Below are 21324 nucleotides of genomic sequence, written 5' to 3'. Positions count from 1 at the left end.
AAAGGGGCTCGCGCCATGTATCGCAAAGGCAGTGTGATTGAAATCCAGTTTCCGCCGGAACGTCTCAACGACGCGGCAGGCGATCCGTACTGGATCGACCTGACGCTCGACGAAGCGCGCCGCCTCTACGAACAGCTCGCCGCGCGTTTCGCGACCGACGCGCGCGCCAATCAGCCGCTCGACACGTTCTCGATCGACTGATCGGCGTCGCTGCTGCGCGTCCATCCGCGCAGCGCCGCGCGGCGGGCGCTCGTCCCCGCCGCTCCGCACACCGGCGCGATTCCCGCCGGCACGATCACGCGCCGCGTGGCATGAATGCAGGATTCGACAAGACGCCGGCGCCGCTTCGGCCGATACTGGCCGACTTCCCGGTTCTGTCCGGCCGCATCGCGGCCCGTCACGCATGCTTACCTCGATCGTCGCCGCCGCTTTCGTCGCGCTCTGGTCCACCGGCTTCATCGTTGCCCGGGCGATCAAGCCTTACGCCGATCCGAACCTGTTCCTGCTCGCGCGCTTCGCGGGCACGGCCGCGCTGTTCGGCGTGGTGGCGCTCGTCGCGCGCGCACCGTGGCCGGCCCGCCGCGAATGGCCGCGCCACCTGATCGCCGGTGCGCTGCTGCAAGGCGTCTATCTCGGTGCGAGCTACTGGGCCGTCGCGCAAGGGTTGAATGCGGGCGTGATGGCGCTGCTCGGCGCGCTGCAGCCGCTTGCCACCGCCGTGCTCGCGGTCCCGCTGTTCAACGAACGCCTGCCCGCGCGCGGCTGGCTCGGGATGGCGCTCGGGCTGGCCGGCGTCGCGCTCGTGCTCGCGCCGAAAGTCACGGGCGGCGTCGCACCGCCGCCGGGCGCCGCGCCTGCTTGGCTCGTCGTCACCGTATCGGTTCTGGCGGTCGGGTCGATCACCGCCGGCTCGCTGTATCAGAAAGGCAAGCTCGCGCAGAGCGATCTACGCACGGCAGTCGCCGTGCAGAACTTCGGCGCGGCGATCGTCGCGGCCGTCTTCGTCGTGCTGCTCCATGAAACCCGCTGGATCGGCGCGCCGGCGTTGTGGGTATCGCTCGTGTGGGGCATCGTGTTCCTGTCCGGCGGCGCGGTCACGATGCTGATGTGGATGCTGCGGCGCGGCAATGCGGCGCGCGCGACGTCGCTGCTGTTTCTCGCGCCGCCGCTGGCCGCGCTGCAGGGTTACGGGCTGTTCGGCGAAACGCTCGCGACGATCCAGCTCGCCGGCTTCGCGCTCGCGCTGGTGGGCGTCGTGCTCGCGCGGCGCTGACGCGGGCGTACATGCGCGCGATCGTGCGGCCGCGCCGACGTGTGCCGGCAAGCTCATCGAGGCGGGCCTCGCGGACGCCCGTCTCGCACCCGCCCGGCGCACCGTGCACCACGGCGACGCAGCGCGTCTCGCCGAAGCAACGCAACACGGCCGGATCGCACGCCCGGCGCGGCAACCCGCCGCGAATGCGCTTATGATGTCCGCCTTGCATTTCGTTCCGGAACTTCCTTCATGACATCCGCCGATTACGCCAGCCGCCAACGCGCGATCATTGCCGAACTGAACGTCGCCCCGCACTTCGACGCCGAAGCCGAAATCGATCGCCGCGTCGATTTCCTCGCGCAGTACCTTCGTTCGACCGGCCTGCGGACCTACGTGCTCGGCATCAGCGGCGGCGTCGACTCATCGACGGCGGGCCGGCTCGCGCAACTGTCGGTCGAGCGCCTGCGCGCCGACGGCTACGATGCGCGCTTCATCGCGATGCGCTTGCCGAACGGCGTGCAGAACGACGAAGACGATGCGCAGCGCGCGCTGGCGTTCGTGCGCGCGGACGAGGTGCTCACGGTCGACGTGAAGCCGGCCGCCGATGCGATGCTCCGTTCGCTGGTCGCGTCCGGCCACGCGTTCGAAACCCCCGCGCAGCAGGATTTCGTGCACGGCAACATCAAGGCGCGCGAGCGCATGATCGCGCAGTACGCGGTGGCCGGCGCGCGGCGCGGCCTCGTGATCGGCACCGATCACGCGGCCGAATCGCTGATGGGTTTCTTCACGAAGTTCGGCGACGGCGGCGCGGACATCCTGCCGCTCGCGGGCCTGAGCAAGCGTCGCGTACGCGGGGTGGCACGTGCGCTCGGCGGCGAGGAGCTGATCGTGATGAAGGTGCCGACGGCCGACCTCGAGGAGCTGCGCCCGCTGCGCCCCGACGAGCACGCGTATGGCGTGACCTACGACGAGATCGACGATTTCCTCGAAGGTAAACCGGTCGCCGACCGCGTCTACGAAACGGTGCTGCGCTTCTACGACGGCTCGCGTCACAAGCGTGCACTGCCGTACACGATGTTCGACTGGCCGACCGCCTAAGCCCACCGCCCCGCTACCGGCAGCTCGCCGCGCGCACCGTCATGGCTGCGCGCGGGCCCCACGCGACGGGCGACGCTATGCGTGCCCGCCCGTCTTCTTCGCCTGCAGCGCACGAATCCGCATCCGCGCGCCCGTATCGCTGACCGTCGCGTCGTACATCGTCGCGAGATCGCGCTTGAGCGCGGTGCGCGAGCCGCCGTCGAGATACACCATGTGCCCCGACGGATAGAACCGCGCGGACAGGTTCTGCCGCACCTTCTGATCCTCCAGCGGCATCTGCTGCAGATCGATCACGGTCTGGTAGAACGGCGTGACGAAGTCGTAGAGGCCGTTCGCCGACAGCACCTTCAGGTCGACGTTCAGCGCCATCACCGCGGCGAGGTCGCCGGCCGTGTAGAGGATCACGTTCCCCTTCGCATCGAGGCCCTGCTGCGCGCCGGTCGGGTCGATGTGGCTGAAATCCCAGTTCTGGAACGCCTGGTCGTTCAGGTCCGTGAACGCGGAATTCGACGTGAACTTCAATTGCTCGTTCAGGTAGCTGTTCCACATCGCCGTATAGACGCCCGTCACGGCCGTCATCGTCGGATCGTTGCCGCCCGAATTCGGATCGATCTTGCCGGCGATGCCCGACGAGATCCCGGTCACGCGGCCGTCGTACGAACCGAGCGCGAGCCCTTGCGCATGCAGCAGCGTCGTCAGGAACACCGAGTTGCCGCGCGCGTCGTAGCCCGCGATATCGAGCCCCCACGATTGCAGCGTCGCCGTATCGATGCCCGTGTATTGCGACAGCTTCTGCACGGTGGCCGGGTTCGCGTGCGGCGCCGCGCGCAGCGCGGCCAGGTAGTCGGTGCGCGCGAACTGCGCGACTTCCTCGATGAACGCGCCGAGATCGCTCGGCGGCGGCTTGATGCCGAGTTTCTTGTGATACCACGCGTCGGCCGCGGCGGTCGGCAGCGCGCCGACCGGGTTGCCGGCCTGCCGGTAATCGAGGATCGACGATTGCAGCGTGACGCCGTTCAGGTCGACGCCATCCTCGTGCAGCTTGTACGCGAGCACGCAGCTGCGCGCAGTGCCGTACGATTCGCCGAACAGGTATTTCGGCGAATTCCAGCGGTTGTTCTTCGTCAGGTAGCGCTTGATGAACTGCTTCAGCGAATTCGCATCCTGGTCGACGCCCCAGAAGTCGCGGTTCTTGTTCGGCGCGACGGCCGCCGAATAGCCGGTGCCGACCGGGTTGATGAACACCAGGTCGCTGTGGTCGATCATGCTGTCCGGGTTGTCTTCGATCTGGTACGGCGCGGGCGGCGTGAAACCCGGCATCGACGTCTTGATGCGCTTCGGCGCGAACGAGCCGAGCAGCACGAACACCGACGACGAACCCGGCCCGCCGTTGTAGAAGAACGTCACGGGCCGCGTTTCTTCCTTCGCGCCGTCGGCCGTGAACGCAACGTAGAATATCTTGGCGGCCGGCTGCGAACTGCTCGGATCGACCGTCACGAGATGGCCGACCGTCGCCGTGTACGCGATGCGCTTGCCGTCGATCAGGATCGTGTGGTGCGTGATCGCGGCCGCCTCGGTCGTGTCGGTCACCGAGTCGTCCGGGCCGTTGCCGTACGCGACCGGATCGAAGAACGGCTGGTCGCGGCCGTGGCTCAGCGCGACGGGGTTGATGGTCGGCGGCACGCCATGCGAATTGTGGTCGCCGTGATGCAGCGGATACACGCCGCCGGAAGATGCGGAATCGATGCCCATCGTGCTGCTCCTGGAGGTGAAAAAAGACGCGGGCAGACCACCCGCGTCGAACGAAAAGACATGCGCCGGCGCGTCAGCTCGACGGCTTACGCGCGAGGATCGCGGCGAGTTGCGCGCCGTTCGGGCTGCCGAGGCCCGTGCACGCGTCCCAGCCCGACGCGGCTGCATACGTGCCGTTCGATCCTTTCGTGATGTCGCGCAGCGCGCCCGGATTCTTGTACAACACTGGATTGATCCAGCCGGCCGATGCGCCGGCCGACGCATTGATCCGCGCGATCAGCGCGGCCCACAGCGGGGCGACGGCGCTCGTGCCGCCCATCACCGCCGGGGTGCCGGCGACCGACACCTCGTAGCCCGTCTGCGGCGACGCGTCGCCGGCCACGTCCGGCACGCCGCGCTTCGCGAGCGGCGTGCTGCTGCCGTCGGCGTGCGCGACGGCCAACCCCTGCTGCCATGCCGGCAGGTCGAACAGCGTACTGACGCCGCCGCCGCCCGCACCGCCGCCGGACGCCTCGTCGTTCCACGTGACTTCGCTGCGAATGCCCTGCCCGGGCAGCGCGTCGAGCTGCGTGCCGCCGCAGCCGAGCACGTACGGGCTCGAGGCGGGGAAATCGACGTGATCGGCGCCATCCTGCAGCCCGTCGCCCGAGCCGCTGTCGCCCGACGCCGCGCAGACGGTGATGCCCTGCGCGGCGGCCGCCTGCAGCACGCGGTCGAACGCGTGTGCCGACTGCGCCTGCCAGATCGCTTCCGGGCCGCCCCAACTGATCGAGATCACGGAAGGCCGGTTGGTCTTGTCGGTGACGGCCGCGTTGACGGCCTGGATGAAGCCCGCGTCGCTGTTCGGCGCGAAGTACATCGCAAGCTTCGCGGCCGGTGCGATCGCGCCGGCGATTTCGATGTCGAGCGCGACTTCGCCGTCCGGGCCGTTCGGCTCGCCGGTCGGCGCATTGCGGCCGGTGCCGACGTTCACGTCGACGAGCGTGGGCGGCGTCGTGATCCCGAGCCCGCGGAAATACTGCTGGATGTCGGCCGCGCGATAGCCGCCGCCGAGCTCGACGATCGCGATGCATTGCCCGGCGCCGTCGCCGGCCGGAAAGTCGTACAACGACGCAAGCTGGATCGGCGTGAACGTGACGGCCGCCGCGCCGCGCGCGGGCTTGAACGGCGGGCGGAACCGGAAGTGCGGCCGCGCCTGCGGGCGGCTGTCGAGGCCGAGCACGGCCGTCACCGCATCGCCGAGCTCGTCGGGTAGCGCGATCGGGCCCGAGCGGCCGCGATACTGACCGATCGCCCGATGCTCGAAACGCTCGAGCTTCACGCTGAAGGCGGTTTCGAACTGCCCGATCGTGCCGGACAGCACGACGACGCTTTCGACCGGGTCGACGCGATCGACCGTCAGTTGATGACGATGCGCGAAATCCTCGGTCTTGCGGATATCGTCGGGATTGGCGGAGAAACGCTGCGCGAATGCGTCGCGCGACAGCGGTTTTGCGTGCGCGTCGCCGGTGGCGAGCTGGTGAACCAATGCCTCGAGTTGCCCTTCTTCCTGCCGCCGCAACATGATCGTGACGTGGATACGTTCTGCCGGATCGCACTGGCCGAGACACTTGGACTCGGCGACGATACGGGGTTCACGGTCGGCTTGAAGATGCCTTGCCATGTTCAGACCCTCCTTGGTACCGCGTTGCACGGAACAGCCAGGAAATCGGACATAGCCTAAGGGAGACGGTTCCGTTCGGTCAGTCGATTCGCGACGGCGCGTCCGCGACGGCGCGTTTGCGATCGCGCGAAGTTAGAGGAAGTTTAGAACAGTCAGACGATTTGCGCGCACGCCGTTCTGCGGCAACGCGCATGCGTGCAGGCCAGCATCGCGCGCGGCCGGCGTCGATTCTCGCACGGCCGCCGCCACGTCGGTCGACCCGCGCGGCGGGCAAGTACCGGCCAAATGGCCGCCACCCTCAGTCCATCGACAGTCGCAGTGCGAAACCGATCAGCGCCGCGGAAAAGGTCCAGCGCTGCACCGTCTGCGCCAGCGGATGCGCACGCATCCACGCCGCGATGCGCGACGCGCCGAACACGCACGCGAGGTCGAAGCACACGCCGGCCGCCACCAGCAGCGCGCCGAGCTCGAACATCTGCCAGACGACCGGTCCGGCCTCGGGCCGCACGAACTGCGGCAGCAGCACCGAGCAGAACAGCAGCGCCTTCGGGTTCAGCAGATTGGTCAGCAGCCCCTTCACGAACGACTGCCGCAGTTCGCCCGCCGCCGCGCCGCCATCGCCGTCGCCGAGCGCGAACACCGGCGAGCGGAACACCTGGATCGCGACATACGCGAGATAGAGCGCGCCGCCGTAGCGGATCACCTCGTACAGCCACGGCGCGCTGCGGATCAGCGCCGCGACGCCGCACGCCGACAGCGTCACGTGCGCGGTGCGCGCGAGCGACAGGCCGGCCGCCGCCGCCATCCCCGGCCGCACGCCGCGGCCGATGCTGGTCTGCAGCACGAGCGCCATGTCGGGCCCCGGCACCGCATAAATGGCCGCCAGCGCGGCAAGATAAATCAACAGCAAATGCGTGGAAATCATGATCTGCCCCCGTCCTCCAATGACGATATGTTGCCGTTGAAGGAGGAGGGATTATTGGCCATCTTTGGCGATGAATTGGCGATTCGTAGGGGAATCCGCCACAATTCACAAATCAGAACAAGGATTCCGCCATATGATCGACCTCGACAAAACCGACCGCGCGATCCTCGCCGCGGTGCAACGCGACGGCCGCCTGCCGATCGCCCGGCTCGCCGAATCCGTCGGGCTGTCCGAGACGCCGTGCGCCCGCCGCCTGAAACGCCTCGAAAACGACGGCTACATCGAACGCTACCGCGCGCAGCTGTCGCGCCAGGCGCTCGGCTTCGGCGTGGTCGCGTTCGTGCTCGTACGGTTCGCGACGCACGACCGCAAGGTCGCCGACCGGTTCGAACGGGAAGTGCTCGGCATCGAGCGGATCCTGGCCTGCCACAACGTCGCGGGCACGGCCGACTACCTGCTGCAGGTGGTCGCGCGCGACCTCGACGACTACGGCACGTTCCTGCGGGATTCGCTGCGGATGCTGCCGGGCGTGACGTCGATCGAATCGGCACTGTCGCTGCGCGAGGTGAAGCACGACGCGGGGTTGCCGGTGCCGTGATGCACGCCGGAGCGGCGACCGGCCCCGGTGTAACGCTCGTTCACGTTGTTGGCGGCCACGCGGTCATGCGAAGTCGGACGACTGGTGCGCGCGCTCGAGATCCTCGAGAAACGCCTCCACGAGCGGATTCCCGCGGCCGTTGCGCGCGACGACCATGTGGAACGTCACGTCGTAGCGCAGTTGCTCCGGATTGAGCGGCGCGAGCAGCCCCTGCGCGACGTACGGCGCCGCGAAATGCTGCGGCAGATAACCGAGATGGTGGCCGGACAGGATCAGCAGCGCGACGGCCTCCATGTTGTCCGCGGTCGCGGTCACGCGATCGGGCGTCGTCGACAGTTGCGCCTCGGGCAGCGGATAAGAGCGCCACGCCCATTCGAAGCCGGCGACGTCGGCCGGCGTCAGCGTGCCCGCGCCGTCGAACAGCGGATGGCCGCGGCCGCAATACGCGATCTGACGCTCGATGAACAGCGGCGTGTAGTGCAACGACGGCACGCGATGCCAGAAGTAGCCGACCGCGATCTGGATCTCGTCGCTCAGCAGCTTCTCCTCAAGATCGCCGGGCGCGCGCACCGAAATCGAGAAGCGCACGGCCTCGTCGCGGGTCCGGAACGCGGCGATCGCCTCGGCGATCCGCGCGTTCTGGCTTACCGGCGTATGGCCGATCAGGCCGATGTTCAGCGTGCCGACCAACTGGCGATCCATGTGCCGCGCGGCCATTCCGAATTCGTCGAGCGCCGCGAGCAGCTTGCGGCTCATCGCGTGGAACCGCTCGCCCTTCGGCGTGAGCCGGAAGCCGCTGCGGCCGCGTTCGCAGAGCCGGTAGCCGAGCCGCGTCTCGAGCGACGACAGCTGCGCGCTGATCGTCGACTGGCCGACGTTCAGCACGGCCTGCGCGGCCGACACGCCGCCCGCGTCCGTGACCGCGAGAAACACGCGGATCAACCGCAGATCGAGGGTCGACAGATTCCCCAGCACGTTCATCCCCTTCCATACATCGACGATGATCGATGTTTACGTCGATATCTTCGCATTCTTCTTTCCCGACGGAGCGCGTAAAACTGTGCGCCAGACCGCGTCGCATGATACGGCAACCCCACACCGGAAGAGATACCCCATGAACGACCACACCCATTTCCAGCCGCTCGGCGGCAACGAAATGCCGCGCTGCGGCGGCATCGCGACGATGATGCGCCTGCCGCACGTGGCGAGCGCCGAAGGCCTCGACGCGTGTTTCGTCGGCGTGCCGTTCGATCTCGGCACGTCCAACCGCACGGGCGCGCGCTTCGGCCCGCGCCAGATCCGCACCGAATCCGTGCTGCTGCGCCCGTACAACATGGCCACGCGCGCCGCCCCGTTCGATTCGCTGCAGATCGCCGACATCGGCGACGTCGCGATCAATCCGTACAACCTGCACGATTCGATCGCCCGCATCGAGGCCGCGTACGACGCGATTCTCGAGCACGACTGCAAGCCGATCACGCTCGGCGGCGACCATACGATCGCGCTGCCGATCCTGCGCGCGATCCACCGCAAGCACGGCAAGGTTGCATTGATCCACGTCGATGCACACGCCGACGTGAACGATACGATGATGGGCGAAAAAATCGCGCACGGCACGCCGTTCCGCCGCGCGGTCGAGGAAGGCCTGCTGCACGGCGACAAGGTCACGCAGATCGGCCTGCGCGGCACCGGCTACGCGGCCGAGGATTTCGACTGGTGCCGCGAGCAGGGCTTCCGCGTCGTCCAGGCCGAGGAATGCTGGAACAAGTCGCTCGCGCCGCTGATGGAAGAAGTGCGCGCGCGCGTCGGCGATACGCCCGTCTACATCAGCTTCGACATCGACGGCATCGATCCGGCCTACGCGCCCGGCACCGGCACGCCGGAAATCGCCGGCCTCACGGTGCCGCAGGCGCTCGAGATCATCCGCGGCGCGAAGGGGCTGAACATCGTCGGTTGCGATCTCGTCGAAGTCGCGCCGCCGTACGACCCGTTCGGCACCACGGCCCTGCTCGGCGCGAACCTCGCGTACGAGCTGCTGTGCGTGCTGCCGGGCGTCGCGTACCGCGACTGATTCCGGCGCGCCACCACTATTCCAAATCAGAGGATTCCAGAGGAGCACACATACAGATGGGAACTTCCGTCAAGCAACCGAAGCGGGCGGCGCTCGCGTCGTTCGTCGGCACCACGATCGAGTGGTACGACTTCTATAGTTACGCGACCGCCGCCGCCATCGTGTTCGGGCCGCTGTTCTTTCCCGGCGAAAACCGCTTCATCAGCCTGCTCGCGTCGTTCGGCTCGTTCGCGGTCGGCTTTTTCGCGCGGCCGCTCGGCGGCGTGATGTTCGGCTATCTCGGCGACCGCTTCGGCCGCAAGCGTTCGCTGCTCGCGACGCTGATGCTGATGGCCGTGTCGACGGTCGCGATCGGCCTGCTGCCGACCCATGCGCAAGCCGGCGTGATCGCACCGATCCTGCTCGTGCTGATGCGGGTGCTGCAAGGCATCGCGGTCGGCGGCGAATGGGGCGGCGCGGTGCTGCTGGCCGGCGAGCATGCGCCCGAAGGCAAGCGCACGTTCTTCGCGTCGTTCGCGCAGCTCGGCAGCGCGAGCGGCCTGATCCTGTCGATGCTCGCGTTCGGCGCGATCAGCACGCTGTCGAAGGACGACATGATGAGCTGGGGCTGGCGCGTGCCGTTCCTCGCGAGTTCAGTGCTCCTGATCATCGGCTTCGTGATCCGCGCGAGCGTGTCGGAGTCCCCCGAGTTCGAGGAAGTGAAGAGGAGCGGCAACATCGCGCAAAAGCCGCTGCGCGAAGCGCTCAAGTACTGGCCGCTGCTGCTGCTCGCGATCGGCGCGAACGTGTACGGGATCGCCGGCGTGTATTTCAGCAACATCTTCATGATCAGCTATGCGACGCAGTTCCTGTCGCTCGACCGGTCGATGGTGCTGCATTGCATGACGATCGTCGCGGTGCTGCAGTTCGTCGTACAGCTCGCGGCCGCGTTCCTCGCGCAGCGCTTCGGTACCACGCGCGTGCTGCTGATCACCGGCGCCTGGGCGATGATCGTCCCGTTCGTGATGCTGCCGCTCGTGCACCTGGGCACGCCGGTGTCGATCACGGTCGGCGTCGGCCTCGCGACGCTCGCGGAATCGGGCTACTACTCGGTGGTCGCGGGCTTCGTCAGCGGCATCTTCGTCGCGCGGATCCGCTATACGGCGATCTCGATCGCGTACCAGGTGTGCGGTGCGCTCGCCGGCGGCCTCACGCCGCTCGTCGCGACGCTGATCGCGCAGAACGCAGCCCCGCAATGGTGGCCGCTCGCGATCCAGTACACGAGCGCCGCCGTGCTGTCGTCGCTGTGCGTGTGGCTGATCGCGCGCCGCGTCGGCATCGACGATGCGGGCGCGCCCGGCAAGACGGGCGATGCGCTGCCGCGCGGCACGCGCACCGCGTAGCGCGACGCGTACCGCAAACGCATGCATGACGAAAATCGGCCCGCTTCCGCGGGCCGATTTTTTTCCGTCGCGATCGTCGATCGCGACGGCGCCATACAGCGCTCGCTGCGTGTGGCTACCGCACCTGGTTGCGCAGCGTCTTCGCGGCGGCGACCATGTTCGTCAGCGCCGGAATCACTTCCGCCCACTGGCGCGTCTTCAGCCCGCAATCCGGGTTCACCCACAGGCGTTCCGCCGGAATCCGCTCGGCCGCCTTCCTCATCAGGCCGACGATCTGATCCTGCGTCGGGACGTTCGGCGAATGAATGTCGTACACGCCCGGCCCGATTTCGTTTGGATACCTGAAGTCGTCGAACGCATCGAGCAGCTCCATGTCGGAGCGCGACGTCTCGATCGTGATCACGTCGGCGTCCATGTCGGCGATCGACGCGATGATGTCGTTGAACTCCGAATAGCACATGTGCGTGTGGATCTGCGTATCGTCCTGCACGCCGTTCGCGGTGATGCGGAACGACTCGACCGCCCACTGCAGGTATTCGCTCCATTGCGCGCGGCGCAGCGGCAGCCCTTCGCGCAGCGCCGCTTCGTCGATCTGGATCACGCGCACGCCGGCCTTCTCGAGATCGAGCACTTCATCGCGGATCGCCAGCGCAAGCTGGTAGCACGATACCGAGCGCGGCTGGTCGTCGCGCACGAACGACCAGTTCAGGATCGTCACGGGGCCCGTGAGCATGCCCTTCATCGGCTTGTTCGTCAGCGACTGCGCATAGGCGATCCATTCGACCGTCATCGCCTTCGGGCGGCTGATGTCGCCGAACAGGATCGGCGGCTTCACGCAGCGCGAACCGTACGACTGCACCCAGCCGAACTGGCTGAACGCGTAGCCGTCGAGCTGTTCGCCGAAGTATTCGACCATGTCGTTGCGCTCGGCCTCGCCATGCACGAGCACGTCGAGTTCGAGCGACTCCTGTTCGCGGACACTGCGCTCGATCTCGGCCTGCATCGCCGCGCGATAGCCGGCTTCGTCCAGCGCGCCGGTCTTGAACCGGCTGCGCGCCTGGCGGATTTCGGCGGTCTGCGGGAACGAGCCGATCGTCGTCGTCGGGAACGCCGGCAGGTTCAGTCGCGCCGACTGCTTCGACGCACGCTGCGTATAGGGGCTCGCGCGGTTGCCGAGCTGCGCGTCGATGCGGGCGATCGCGGCCTTCACCGCCGGGTTGTTCACGCGCGGCGAGCGGCGACGCGAATCGATCGCGGCGGCATTTTCGGCGAGCGTGTCGGCCACCTTGTCGCGGCCTTCGTTCAGTGCGGTCGCGAGCACCTTCAGCTCGTCGAGCTTCTGCAGCGCGAACGCGAGCCACGAGCGGATTTCGGCATCGAGCTTCTCCTCGCTCGCGAGATCGACCGGCACGTGCAGCAGCGAGCACGACGGCGCGAGCCACAGCCGGTCGCCCAGTTGCTTCGCGAGCGGCTCGAGCCAGTCGAGCGTCGCGTTCAGGTCCGTCTTCCAGATGTTGCGGCCGTTGATCGCGCCGACCGATAGCACGCGATCGGCCGGCAGTTCACGCACCAGCGCGTCGACTTCGTCGCGTGCGTTGATTGCATCGACGTGCAGACCGTCGACCGGCAGCGACGCCGCGAGCGTCAGGTTGTCCTGAAGCTGTCCGAAGTACGTGGCGAGCAGCAGCTTGATGCGGCGAGTTTCCAGCGCTGCGTACGCGGTGCGGAACGCGTGGCGCCATTCGGCATCGAGCTCGGTGACGAGAATCGGCTCGTCGATCTGCACCCATTCGACGCCCTGCGCGGTCAGCGTGTCGAGCAGCGCACCGTACACCGGCAGCAGCTTCGGCAACAGCGCGAGGCGATCGGAATCGTCCTTCGCCTTGCCGAGCCACAGGTACGTGACCGGGCCGAGAATCACCGGCTTCGCGCGCATGCCCTGCGCGTTCGCTTCGGCCAGTTGCTGCAGCAGACGCGACGGATCGAGCGAAAAGTTCGTGTCCGCATGGAACTCCGGCACGATGTAGTGGTAGTTCGTGTCGAACCACTTCGTCATTTCGCCGGCCGCGACGCCGCCGCAGCATGCGGCGTGCTCCTCCGCCGATTGCGTCGAACGGCCGCGCGCGACGCGGAAATAGTTGTCGAGCGCATCGCCGTGGAAATCCTGCACGCGCTTCGGCAAGTTGCCGAGCGTGAAGCTCATGTCGAGCACCTGGTCGTAGAACGCGAAGTCGCCGATCGGCGCGAGATCGAGATCGCGCTGGTCGTGCCAGTGACGCCGGCGCAGCTCGGCGCCGAGCGCCTTCAGTTCGTCGCGCGACGATTCGCCGTTCCAGTAGCGTTCGAGACCGAACTTGAGTTCGCGCTTCGCGCCGATGCGCGGAAAACCGAGGTTGTGTGTCGTGACCATGAAGCTGCCGTCCAGAGAAAGATTGAAGATCCGGCAGCCATCATAGGGATTTCAAACCATGAAATAAAATGGCATTATTTCATTCATCCATTAACATTTTTCATGCATTCGTTGCATGAGCGCGATCCATGCTGGAACGATTCCATCTCGTCGTCATTCGTGAAGTCGAACGCCAGGGCTCGCTGACCGCGGCGGCCAATGCGCTGCACCTCACGCAATCGGCGCTCAGCCATACCGTCAGGAAAATCGAGCAGCAGCTCGGCACGCCGATCTGGGATCGGGAAGGCCGCGGCCTGCGGCTCACGCAGGGCGGGCAGTATCTGCTGAAGCTGGCAAACCGCCTGCTGCCGCAGTTCGAGCTCGCCGAGGAACGGATGAAGCAGTACGCGAAGGGCGAGCGCGGCACGCTGCGCATCGGGATGGAGTGCCACCCGTGCTACCAGTGGCTGCTGAAGGTCGTATCGCCGTACCTGTCGAGCTGGCCCGACGTCGACGTGGACGTGAAGCAGCGCTTTCAGTTCGGCGGCATCGGCGCGCTGTTCGGTTACGACATCGACGTGCTCGTGACCCCCGACCCGCTGAACAAGCCGGGGCTGCGCTTCGATCCCGTGTTCGACTACGAGCAGGTGCTGGTGGTCGCGGATTCGCACCGGTTCGCGAATGCCGACTACGTGAGCCCCGAGCAACTGACCGACGAGATCCTGATCACGTACCCGGTCGAAACCGACCGGCTCGACATCTACAACCAGTTCCTGACGCCGGCCGGCATCGTGCCGAGGCGGCACAAGTCGATCGAGACGACCGACATCATGTTGCAGATGGTCGCGAGCGGGCGCGGCGTGGCCGCGCTGCCGCGATGGCTCGCCGACGAATACGCGGACCGGATGCCGGTCGTACCGGTCAAGCTCGGCAAGAAGGGCATCGCGAAGCAGATCTTCCTCGGCATCCGCGAAGCGGACGCATCGATCGACTATCTGGCCGCGTTCGTCGCGCTGGCGCGCGAATCGACGTGGAGCGCGCCGCGCATGCTGCGCTAGGCGCGTCCGGTTGCCCCGCGCATCAGGCGGCGCGAAGGCCTGCGCGTTCGCCGCGCTCGACCCACGCGCCGAACAGCAGGCCGATCGTCGTCCACATGATCACCTGCATGCCGATGGCCGCCACGCGGAACTTCCACAGCAACGCCGCCGGGAAATCGGCCGGCAGTTCGCTGACCGACGGCAGCCCGATCTGCACGGCCGCGATGATCGCGACGAACACGAGCCCCGCGACGATCGACGCGTTCCACTGGCCGAGCTTCGCCAGCAGATGGCGGCGCACGCCGACCGAGAACACCATCGTCGCAACCGAGATCGCGATCATCAGGAAGAACAGGCCGGTGCGATAGCCGATCGTGTCGGGGTCGCCGACCGACGGTGGATTGGCCGGGTACTTGAGGTTCGGCACGATCACGAGCGCGACGAACGCCGCCAGCGCGAGCCACGCGGCCAGCGGCCGTGCCGGCAGGCGGCCGCCTCGTCCGTACGCATACGCGAAGACCAGCGAGAACAGCCCGCCGAATGCCGCGCCGTAGGTCACGACGCCCGTCAGCAACCCGAGGCCGGCCTGCGTGTGGCGGCTGACCAGCTCGGGTTCCGGCGCCTCGCCTTGGGCGGCGGCGGTTTTTTCCTCGAAGGAGATCGCCTGATCGACTTGCGGTTCGCCGACGATTTTCGCGAAACCGAACGTGAGGAGGCCCGCGGCGATGCCTGCGAGCATCCCGCGCATGAGCAGCTTTCCGATCATCGCAGGCTCCGCGTCAGTGGCAGGGAAAGCCGAGCAGATGGCGGCCGTCGTGGACGAACTCGTGGACGACCATGCCCGGCACGAGCGACGTCGCGCCCTGTTCCGCACCGACGAAATACAGTGCGAGCAGCAGGATCAGGCCGACGAACACGGCCCACGGCAACAGTTCACGGACGGGGATGGGTGCCGGCACGACCGCCGGCTTCAGCACTGCTTCGCTCATGGATGCACCTCAGGGGAATCGCGCCCCGACAAATGATGGATGGGTACGAAGGCAGGTCTGGCTTCCGGGATCATCGATTCCCCGGTTACAGTGGCGCGACCGCGCCGGAATTGCACCGGCTTCCGCGCTTCGTATCGGGCGAATTGTACGCGCGAACGTTCGCGTATTGAAGCGATGACACACGACGAATGCGGCCCGCTCCGGATCGTCCGACAACCGACATGACCATGCCTGCCTCGCTGCGCCTGATCGCCCACGCATCGACCCGCGCAATGCGCACCGGCACGTTTCCCGACGACGATCCGCTCGACGCGCACGGGCTCGCCGAAGCCGCTGCGCTGCGCGGCCGCTGGACGGATGTCGCCGGTTCGCTCGTGCTGTGCAGCCCGGCACGCTGCGCAAGGCAGACCGCCGACGCACTCGGATTGCAAGCCGATATCGACGAGGCGCTGCGCGACATCGACTACGGCAATTGGTGCGGCAAGCGGCTGCACGATCTCGCGCGCGACCTGCCCGACGAACTTGCGGCGTGGATCGGCACGCCGTCCGCGTCGCCGCATCGCGGCGAATCGTTCGACGCCGCCGCGCATCGGGTCGGCACATGGTTGAACGCGCTGCCGCGCGATCGCGACGTCATTGCGATCACGCATGCGCCGATCGTCCGCGCGGCCATCGCGCAGGTGCTGCGCACGGGCGCCGCGGCGACCACACGCGTCGACGTCGCGCCGCTGTCGTGCACGACATTCGTCGCGTCGCCGGCCGGCTGGACGTTGGCCACGACGCACGATGATCCGCACGACATCGGCGCGTAAGCCGCTGTCCTGTTCACTATGTGAGTAGACGATGCGCCCCGACGCTTCGCATGCCGTCGCTCGCCTTACATCCCCGTAAGACACACCGTTCGTCCTCCCGACTGTCATCAAACTGACTGCTAGCCGCAGCTAGGATCGGACGAGGTTCCCTTACGAGATGTCGTCATGAATCAACCTGCTTCGTCCGCCCCGAACAATCCGGCCTCCGTCGCACGCACCCGGCAGATCGGCTATGCCGTCTTCCTGCTGGTGCTCGTGCTCGGCGGCGTCTATATCGCCACGCACCTGGTCGACGATCTGTCACCGGTCCGCGAAGGGTCGATGTTCCCGTACCTGCTGCTCGGCGCAGCACTGCTGATCGCGCTGGGCTTCGAGTTCGTCAACGGCTTCCACGACACCGCGAACGCGGTCGCGACCGTGATCTATACGCACTCGCTGACGCCGAACGTCGCGGTGATCTGGTCGGGCATGTGGAACTTCCTCGGCGTGATGGTCTCGAGCGGAGCCGTCGCGTTCGGCATCCTGCAGTTGCTGCCGGTCGAGCTGATCCTGCAGGTCGGCAGCGGCTCGGGCTTCGCCATGGTGTTCGCGCTGCTGATCGCCGCGATCGTCTGGAACCTCGCGACCTGGTATTTCGGGTTGCCATCGTCGAGCTCGCATACGCTGATCGGGTCGATCATCGGCGTCGGGCTGATGAACCAGTTGCTGCACGGGTCGTCCGGCACGAGCGGCGTCGACTGGGGCCAGGCGCTCGGCGTCGGCAAGTCGCTGCTGTTCTCGCCGATCGTCGGCTTCCTGTGTGCGTCGCTGCTGCTGCTCGTACTGAAGTCCGTCGTGCGGATTCCGGAGCTGTACAAGGAACCGCCGAAGGACCAGCCGCCGCCGTTCTGGATTCGCTGCCTGCTGATCCTCACGTGCACCGGCGTGTCGTTCGCCCATGGGTCGAACGACGGACAGAAAGGGATGGGTCTCATCATGCTGATCCTGATCGGCACGGTGCCGACCGCGTATGCGCTGAACAAGGCCGTCACGCCCGCCGAATCGCAGACCTTCGTGGCGGTCGCGAACCAGGCGGCCGCGACGTTCGGGAAGTACACGAACGGCGTCGCGCCTTCCTCGAATCCGCGCGCCGATGTCGAACACTACGTGCAGCATCGTGAACTGACGCCCACCGTGCTGCCGGCCGTGGCGCAGTTGTCCACGTCGCTCGCGACCGCCGTCGGCGCGTCGGGCTCGATGGCGGCCGTGCCGCAGCGCGACGTCGACAACGTGCGCAACACGATGTATCTGGTATCCGAAGCCATTCGCCTGATCGAGAAGTCGGGCCAGCCCGCATTCGCCGCCGACGACAAGCTCGCGATCGACAACTATCGCAAGCAGCTCGACCACGCGACCAAGTTCATTCCGACGTGGGTGAAGGTCGCCGTCGCGATCGCGCTGGGTCTCGGCACGATGGTCGGCTGGAAGCGGATCGTCGTGACCGTCGGCGAAAAAATCGGCAAGCAGCATTTGACGTACGGACAGGGCGCCTCGGCCGAACTCGTCGCAATGCTGACGATCGGCGCCGCCGACATGTACGGGCTGCCCGTGTCGACGACACACGTGCTGTCGTCGGGTGTCGCGGGCACGATGGCGGCGAACGGTTCCGGGCTGCAATGGAGCACGGTGCGCAGCCTCGTCCTCGCATGGGTGCTGACGCTGCCCGCGTCGATCGCGCTGGCGGGGGGGCTTTACTGGTTGTTCCGGTCGCTGGCCTGATCGGCGACGCGGCGGGTGGCGGGCGATAGCCGGCCAACCGCCGCGGCAGGGTGGATCTGTCGCTTCTCCGTTTCTCCGTTTCTCCGTTGCTCCGCTGCTCCGCTGCTCCGCTGCTCCGCTGCTCCGCTTCCCCGCTTCCCCCGCTTCCCCGTCTCTCCGCTCCGGCACGTCGCCACATTCAGTGTGTCGATGCCGTGTCGTCAACGTTTCCCCGTTTTCTCGCCCGAATTAAAGCGCAAGATCTGGAGCGTACCGGCACACGGACGCCGCTAAACTGGGTTCATCAAGTTTCATGACTTCGACCGTGCGCGACCGCACGGCGCCACACTGCCGAAGCCTCGAGGTACGCCCGTGAATATTGCCGATCTGCAACCTGCCGTCGAACCGCTGGACATCGCGCAACGCGTCGACATGCTCGACTGGCCGAGCGTCGATGCCGAGCTCGATCGCTACGGATGCGCACGCGTGCCGGGCCTGATGTCGGCAAGCGAGTGCGATGCACTCGCGTCGCTCTATCCGCGCGATGTGCTCTATCGTTCACGTGTCGTGATGGCGCGGCACGGCTTTGGCCGCGGCGAGTACAAGTATTTCGCGTATCCGCTGCCAGCGGTCATCGCCGAACTGCGCGCGACGATCTACCCGCATCTCGCGCCGATCGCGAATCGCTGGAACCAGGCGCTCGGGATCGATGTCCGTTACCCGAAAGACCATGCGACGTTCCTCGATCGCTGCCACGCGGCGGGCCAGACGCGACCGACGCCGTTGATCCTGCAATACGGCGCCGACGACTACAACTGCCTCCACCAGGACCTGTATGGCGAGCACGTGTTTCCGCTGCAGGTCGCGATCCTGCTGTCGGCGCCGGGCCGCGATTTCAGTGGCGGGGAGTTCGTGTTGACGGAACAGCGACCACGCATGCAGTCGCGTGCGGAAGTGGTGCCGCTGACGCAAGGTGATGCGGTGATCTTCGCGGTACACGGCCGGCCTGTGCAGGGAACCCGTGGCGTCTACCGCGTCAACCTGCGCCACGGCGTCAGCCGGATTCGAAGCGGCCACCGTCACACGGTTGGCATCATCTTCCATGATGCGCAGTAGCGGGAATCGAAACAGCTGTGCCGCTTATCGCGCATCTCATTCATGGTCGTCCCGGCACCGCACGTCATCGCTTGGAAAACGCTCCGACCAAGCATGGCCGGCCGAAAGGCCCACTCGCCCGAGTGACAGAAGACCGGTTGCGTTGACCGTCGGGCGAGCGCGGCCGCAATGCATCAACGCTTCCGGTGAACGCTGAAAAACATGCGATCTCACCTGTCGCCTCGTCATCGTTCGGAAAACGTTCCGACCAAGCGTGGCCGGCCGGAAGGCCCACTCGCCCGAGTGACAGAAGACCGGTTGCGTTGACCGTCGGGCGAGCGCGGCCGCAATGCATCAGCGCGTCCGGTGAACGCCGAAAAACATACGTCCTCACCTGTCGCCCCGCCAATACGATTGGCAGTCCGGCCTATCCTCGCGCCACGTTGGCCCGCAGCCGATCGCCGGCATCGGAAGCCAGCCGTGCGTAGCCCGGCAACGTCAGCAGCGCGAGCACGCCCGCCGCGACGAACGCCCAGCGGAAATCGTCGAGCACGTAGTGCATGCCGGCCGCATCGCCGCGCACCAATGCCGCGAGCCGCAGCGACAATGCACCGAACGCGATCCCCATCCCGATCGTCATCTGCTGCGCGGCGCTCCACAGCGTGCTGGCCGCGCTCGTCTGCTGAGCCGGGATATCCGCATAAGCCAGCGTCGCGAGCGTCGTGAACTGCATCGACCGCGTGAGCCCGTAGACGAATACGACGAACAGCGTGATCGCCAGCGGCGTCGACGCGGTCAGCCATCCGCATGCGATCGTGAAGATGCCGGCGATCGTCACGTCGACGAGCGCAACGCGCCGAAAGCCGTAACGGTCGAGGATCCACGATGTGCCCGCCTTCATCCCGAGATTGCCGAGCGCGCTCGCGAGCAACAACAGGCCTGACTGGAACGGCGACAGCCCGAAGCCGATCTGGAACAGCAGCGGCAGCAGGTACGGGACGGCGTTGATCGCCATCCGCGTGATCGAGCCGGTGATCACCGTCACCGAGAACGTCGGCACTTCCAGCGTCGTGAAATCGAGCAGCGGATGCGCGCAGCGTCGCGCATGCAGCCATGCGGCGATGCCGAACAGCACGCTGGCGCCGACCAGGACACCCGCGCGCACGAAGTCGACATCCTGCTGGCCGGCCGCTTCGGTGCCGATCAGCAGGCAGGTCAATGCGCCACCGGCCAGCACGAAGCCGATCCAGTCGAGCGGCCGTTGCTCGGCGGCTCGCGTATTCCGGACGATCAGCCAGGTACAAACAAGCGCAGCGACGCCGAACGGGACGTTCAACAGGAAGATCCATCGCCACGATGCATAGGTCGTGATGAAGCCGCCGATCGGCGGCCCTACGACGGGCGCGACGATGCCCGGCCACGTGATCGTCGCGATCGCACGCATCAGCCTCGCTTTCTCGGTGCTCCGCACGACGATCATTCGCCCGACCGGCACCATCATCGCCCCGCCGATACCCTGCAGCAGTCGAGCAGCCGTGAACGACATCACACCTTCAGATAGCCCGCACAGCACCGACGCGCCGGTAAAGACGACGATCGCGCTCGCGAAGACCGTCCGCGAGCCATAGCGATCCGCGATCCAGCCGCTGATCGGAATGAACACCGCCAGCGCCAGCATGTAGGCCGTCATCCCGAGGCTCAGTGCGTTCGGCCCAACGCCGAATGAACTGGCCATTTGCGGCAGCGCGGTCGCGATCACGGTCGTGTCGAGATACTCCATGAAGAACGTCGCGGCGACGAGATAGGGCAAGAAGTCGGTCGTCCGACCACCTTGGACGGGGCTGTCAGTCATGAACGATGCAGGAGACGGGATGTAAAAAGACACCGATCACCGACGGATGCAGGCACGCACGGGGAATCGGACGAACGCTGATATTACCCCGAAGGACTTGCTCCCCGCTCTACCGAGCATGTCGTGCGAATGGACTTTATGCGCATAGATTTTTTAAGACGATTTCGCCCGACGTTCGCCGAGTGATGCACGGGACGCGGCGCACAAAGATGCGGCTAGAAAAGTGGGGAATTCATCAGAAAGCGGTATTTATTAATCATCGTTGATCAACATCGCTCATCACCGGGCATCGCAACATCGTCGCCGGATGCGCGGGAGTGCCGGAACCGATCCTGAAGACGGATGGTACGGTTAGCGGAAAGAGGCGCCGGGAGATTCTGGACGGCACAACCGCGGAGTGCTCGAGAACAGTCGATGCACCGAATTGACAGGCTCCGCGCTGCAATGGATTGCGTGGGTGAAGTGCTAACGCAGATAGGCGGGGTAATGCTCTTCCGCTCACGCGCACATTTCCGCCGCCCCAATGCAAAAACCCCCGCCTTTCGGGCGGGGGTTTCTGGCTTAGGGAGCCTGACGATTACCTACTTTCACACGGGAATCCGCACTATCATCGGCGTAGAGTCGTTTCACGGTCCTGTTCGGGATGGGAAGGGGTGGGACCGACTCGCT

General features: G+C 66.5%; 18 protein-coding genes, 1 rRNA gene and 1 riboswitch. Of the genes, 10 read left to right on the top strand and 9 right to left on the bottom strand.

Annotation, left to right across the window (positions count from 1 at the left end; all coding sequences use genetic code 11):
* The first annotated feature begins 15 nt into the window (after window positions 1–15).
* From C4B30_RS33630 to nadE, 3 genes are all read left to right on the top strand, one after another.
* The gene (locus tag C4B30_RS33630; RefSeq protein WP_006480515.1) at window positions 16–201 is read left to right on the top strand and encodes a hypothetical protein; all 186 of its coding nucleotides are present in this window, start codon (window positions 16–18) and stop codon (window positions 199–201) included.
* 202 nt (window positions 202–403) lie between these two features.
* Window positions 404–1273, top strand: coding sequence for a DMT family transporter (locus C4B30_RS33620; RefSeq protein ID WP_105133596.1), 870 nt, complete (start codon window positions 404–406; stop codon window positions 1271–1273).
* Between the two features lie 231 nt (window positions 1274–1504).
* A complete protein-coding gene (nadE, locus tag C4B30_RS33615; protein ID WP_105133595.1) occupies window positions 1505–2353 on the top strand; it encodes an ammonia-dependent NAD(+) synthetase in 849 nt (282 codons plus the stop codon).
* Between the two features lie 75 nt (window positions 2354–2428).
* Here nadE and C4B30_RS33610 read toward each other — a convergent pair whose 3' ends face one another.
* The 3 genes from C4B30_RS33610 to C4B30_RS33600 all read right to left on the bottom strand — a co-directional run bounded on the left by C4B30_RS33610 (window position 2429) and on the right by C4B30_RS33600 (window position 6693).
* Window positions 2429–4105 carry a S10 family peptidase gene (locus C4B30_RS33610; protein ID WP_027781477.1) on the bottom strand — a complete coding sequence of 559 codons (1677 nt, stop codon included), beginning with the start codon at window positions 4103–4105 and terminating at the stop codon, window positions 2429–2431.
* A 73-nt stretch (window positions 4106–4178) separates the two neighbouring features.
* Window positions 4179–5768: a S53 family peptidase gene (locus tag C4B30_RS33605; protein WP_027781478.1), complete on the bottom strand. Its 1590-nt coding sequence runs from the start codon at window positions 5766–5768 to the stop codon at window positions 4179–4181.
* Between the two features lie 298 nt (window positions 5769–6066).
* Entirely contained in the window at window positions 6067–6693 is a 627-nt protein-coding gene (locus tag C4B30_RS33600) for a LysE family translocator (RefSeq protein ID WP_105133594.1), read from the bottom strand.
* Between the two features lie 133 nt (window positions 6694–6826).
* Between C4B30_RS33600 and C4B30_RS33595 the strand changes: the two genes are divergently transcribed.
* On the top strand, window positions 6827–7291 hold the full coding sequence (locus C4B30_RS33595) for an Lrp/AsnC family transcriptional regulator (protein ID WP_006488501.1): 465 nt from the start codon (window positions 6827–6829) through the stop codon (window positions 7289–7291).
* Between the two features lie 63 nt (window positions 7292–7354).
* Here the strand turns inward: C4B30_RS33595 and C4B30_RS33590 are convergent, their stop codons facing one another.
* A complete protein-coding gene (locus C4B30_RS33590) occupies window positions 7355–8266 on the bottom strand; it encodes a LysR family transcriptional regulator (RefSeq protein WP_027781480.1) in 912 nt (303 codons plus the stop codon).
* Window positions 8267–8405: 139 nt separating this feature from the next.
* On the opposite strand from C4B30_RS33590, the gene speB reads away from it, so the two are divergent.
* Together speB and C4B30_RS33580 are read left to right on the top strand one after the other, a co-directional pair.
* On the top strand, window positions 8406–9362 hold the full coding sequence (gene speB / locus C4B30_RS33585) for an agmatinase (protein WP_011353980.1): 957 nt from the start codon (window positions 8406–8408) through the stop codon (window positions 9360–9362).
* A 56-nt stretch (window positions 9363–9418) separates the two neighbouring features.
* The gene (locus C4B30_RS33580) at window positions 9419–10744 is read left to right on the top strand and encodes an MFS transporter (RefSeq protein WP_105133593.1); all 1326 of its coding nucleotides are present in this window, start codon (window positions 9419–9421) and stop codon (window positions 10742–10744) included.
* Between the two features lie 115 nt (window positions 10745–10859).
* On the opposite strand, the gene metE is transcribed toward C4B30_RS33580, so the two are convergent.
* Entirely contained in the window at window positions 10860–13154 is a 2295-nt protein-coding gene (gene metE / locus C4B30_RS33575; RefSeq protein ID WP_105133592.1) for a 5-methyltetrahydropteroyltriglutamate--homocysteine S-methyltransferase, read from the bottom strand.
* Between the two features lie 128 nt (window positions 13155–13282).
* Here metE and C4B30_RS33570 point away from each other — a divergent pair, with 128 nt between their 5' ends.
* The gene (locus C4B30_RS33570; protein ID WP_089500635.1) at window positions 13283–14191 is read left to right on the top strand and encodes a LysR family transcriptional regulator; all 909 of its coding nucleotides are present in this window, start codon (window positions 13283–13285) and stop codon (window positions 14189–14191) included.
* A 22-nt stretch (window positions 14192–14213) separates the two neighbouring features.
* Here the strand turns inward: C4B30_RS33570 and C4B30_RS33565 are convergent, their stop codons facing one another.
* The gene (locus C4B30_RS33565; protein ID WP_027781486.1) at window positions 14214–14936 is read right to left on the bottom strand and encodes a CbtA family protein; all 723 of its coding nucleotides are present in this window, start codon (window positions 14934–14936) and stop codon (window positions 14214–14216) included.
* Between the two features lie 13 nt (window positions 14937–14949).
* On the bottom strand, window positions 14950–15159 hold the full coding sequence (locus C4B30_RS33560) for a CbtB domain-containing protein (RefSeq protein ID WP_034175140.1): 210 nt from the start codon (window positions 15157–15159) through the stop codon (window positions 14950–14952).
* A gap of 33 nt (window positions 15160–15192) precedes the next feature.
* A riboswitch (cobalamin riboswitch) is annotated at window positions 15193–15331 on the bottom strand.
* Window positions 15332–15380: 49 nt separating this feature from the next.
* On the opposite strand from C4B30_RS33560, the gene C4B30_RS33555 reads away from it, so the two are divergent.
* From C4B30_RS33555 to C4B30_RS33545, 3 genes are all read left to right on the top strand, one after another.
* Window positions 15381–15971, top strand: coding sequence for a histidine phosphatase family protein (locus C4B30_RS33555; RefSeq protein ID WP_105133591.1), 591 nt, complete (start codon window positions 15381–15383; stop codon window positions 15969–15971).
* Window positions 15972–16136: 165 nt separating this feature from the next.
* Window positions 16137–17729: an inorganic phosphate transporter gene (locus tag C4B30_RS33550; RefSeq protein WP_027781489.1), complete on the top strand. Its 1593-nt coding sequence runs from the start codon at window positions 16137–16139 to the stop codon at window positions 17727–17729.
* Between the two features lie 351 nt (window positions 17730–18080).
* Window positions 18081–18824 carry a 2OG-Fe(II) oxygenase gene (locus C4B30_RS33545; protein WP_105133590.1) on the top strand — a complete coding sequence of 248 codons (744 nt, stop codon included), beginning with the start codon at window positions 18081–18083 and terminating at the stop codon, window positions 18822–18824.
* Window positions 18825–19230: 406 nt separating this feature from the next.
* Here the strand turns inward: C4B30_RS33545 and C4B30_RS33540 are convergent, their stop codons facing one another.
* Both C4B30_RS33540 and rrf read right to left on the bottom strand, forming a co-directional pair.
* Window positions 19231–20655: a DHA2 family efflux MFS transporter permease subunit gene (locus tag C4B30_RS33540; protein ID WP_105133589.1), complete on the bottom strand. Its 1425-nt coding sequence runs from the start codon at window positions 20653–20655 to the stop codon at window positions 19231–19233.
* A 568-nt stretch (window positions 20656–21223) separates the two neighbouring features.
* Window positions 21224–21324: ribosomal RNA gene (gene rrf, locus C4B30_RS33535) — 5S ribosomal RNA — on the bottom strand; the annotation flags it as partial.

Origin of the sequence: Burkholderia sp. BE12 (assembly GCF_002959955.1) — a bacterium.
In the GTDB taxonomy this organism is placed as follows: Bacteria; Pseudomonadota; Gammaproteobacteria; order Burkholderiales; family Burkholderiaceae; genus Burkholderia.
This window is presented reverse-complemented; position numbering and strand designations above follow the sequence as displayed.

Coding starts and splice junctions, on each gene's coding strand:
- C4B30_RS33595 (WP_006488501.1), top strand. CDS start 6,827: ATGATCGACCTCGACAAAACCGACCGCGCGATCCTCGCCGCGGTGCAA.
- C4B30_RS33570 (WP_089500635.1), top strand. CDS start 13,283: ATGCTGGAACGATTCCATCTCGTCGTCATTCGTGAAGTCGAACGCCAG.
- C4B30_RS33580 (WP_105133593.1), top strand. CDS start 9,419: ATGGGAACTTCCGTCAAGCAACCGAAGCGGGCGGCGCTCGCGTCGTTC.
- C4B30_RS33605 (WP_027781478.1), bottom strand. CDS start 5,768: ATGGCAAGGCATCTTCAAGCCGACCGTGAACCCCGTATCGTCGCCGAG.
- C4B30_RS33555 (WP_105133591.1), top strand. CDS start 15,381: ATGACCATGCCTGCCTCGCTGCGCCTGATCGCCCACGCATCGACCCGC.
- C4B30_RS33560 (WP_034175140.1), bottom strand. CDS start 15,159: ATGAGCGAAGCAGTGCTGAAGCCGGCGGTCGTGCCGGCACCCATCCCC.
- C4B30_RS33630 (WP_006480515.1), top strand. CDS start 16: ATGTATCGCAAAGGCAGTGTGATTGAAATCCAGTTTCCGCCGGAACGT.
- metE (WP_105133592.1), bottom strand. CDS start 13,154: ATGGTCACGACACACAACCTCGGTTTTCCGCGCATCGGCGCGAAGCGC.
- C4B30_RS33565 (WP_027781486.1), bottom strand. CDS start 14,936: ATGATCGGAAAGCTGCTCATGCGCGGGATGCTCGCAGGCATCGCCGCG.
- C4B30_RS33550 (WP_027781489.1), top strand. CDS start 16,137: ATGAATCAACCTGCTTCGTCCGCCCCGAACAATCCGGCCTCCGTCGCA.
- C4B30_RS33600 (WP_105133594.1), bottom strand. CDS start 6,693: ATGATTTCCACGCATTTGCTGTTGATTTATCTTGCCGCGCTGGCGGCC.
- C4B30_RS33620 (WP_105133596.1), top strand. CDS start 404: ATGCTTACCTCGATCGTCGCCGCCGCTTTCGTCGCGCTCTGGTCCACC.
- C4B30_RS33540 (WP_105133589.1), bottom strand. CDS start 20,655: ATGACTGACAGCCCCGTCCAAGGTGGTCGGACGACCGACTTCTTGCCC.
- speB (WP_011353980.1), top strand. CDS start 8,406: ATGAACGACCACACCCATTTCCAGCCGCTCGGCGGCAACGAAATGCCG.
- nadE (WP_105133595.1), top strand. CDS start 1,505: ATGACATCCGCCGATTACGCCAGCCGCCAACGCGCGATCATTGCCGAA.
- C4B30_RS33610 (WP_027781477.1), bottom strand. CDS start 4,105: ATGGGCATCGATTCCGCATCTTCCGGCGGCGTGTATCCGCTGCATCAC.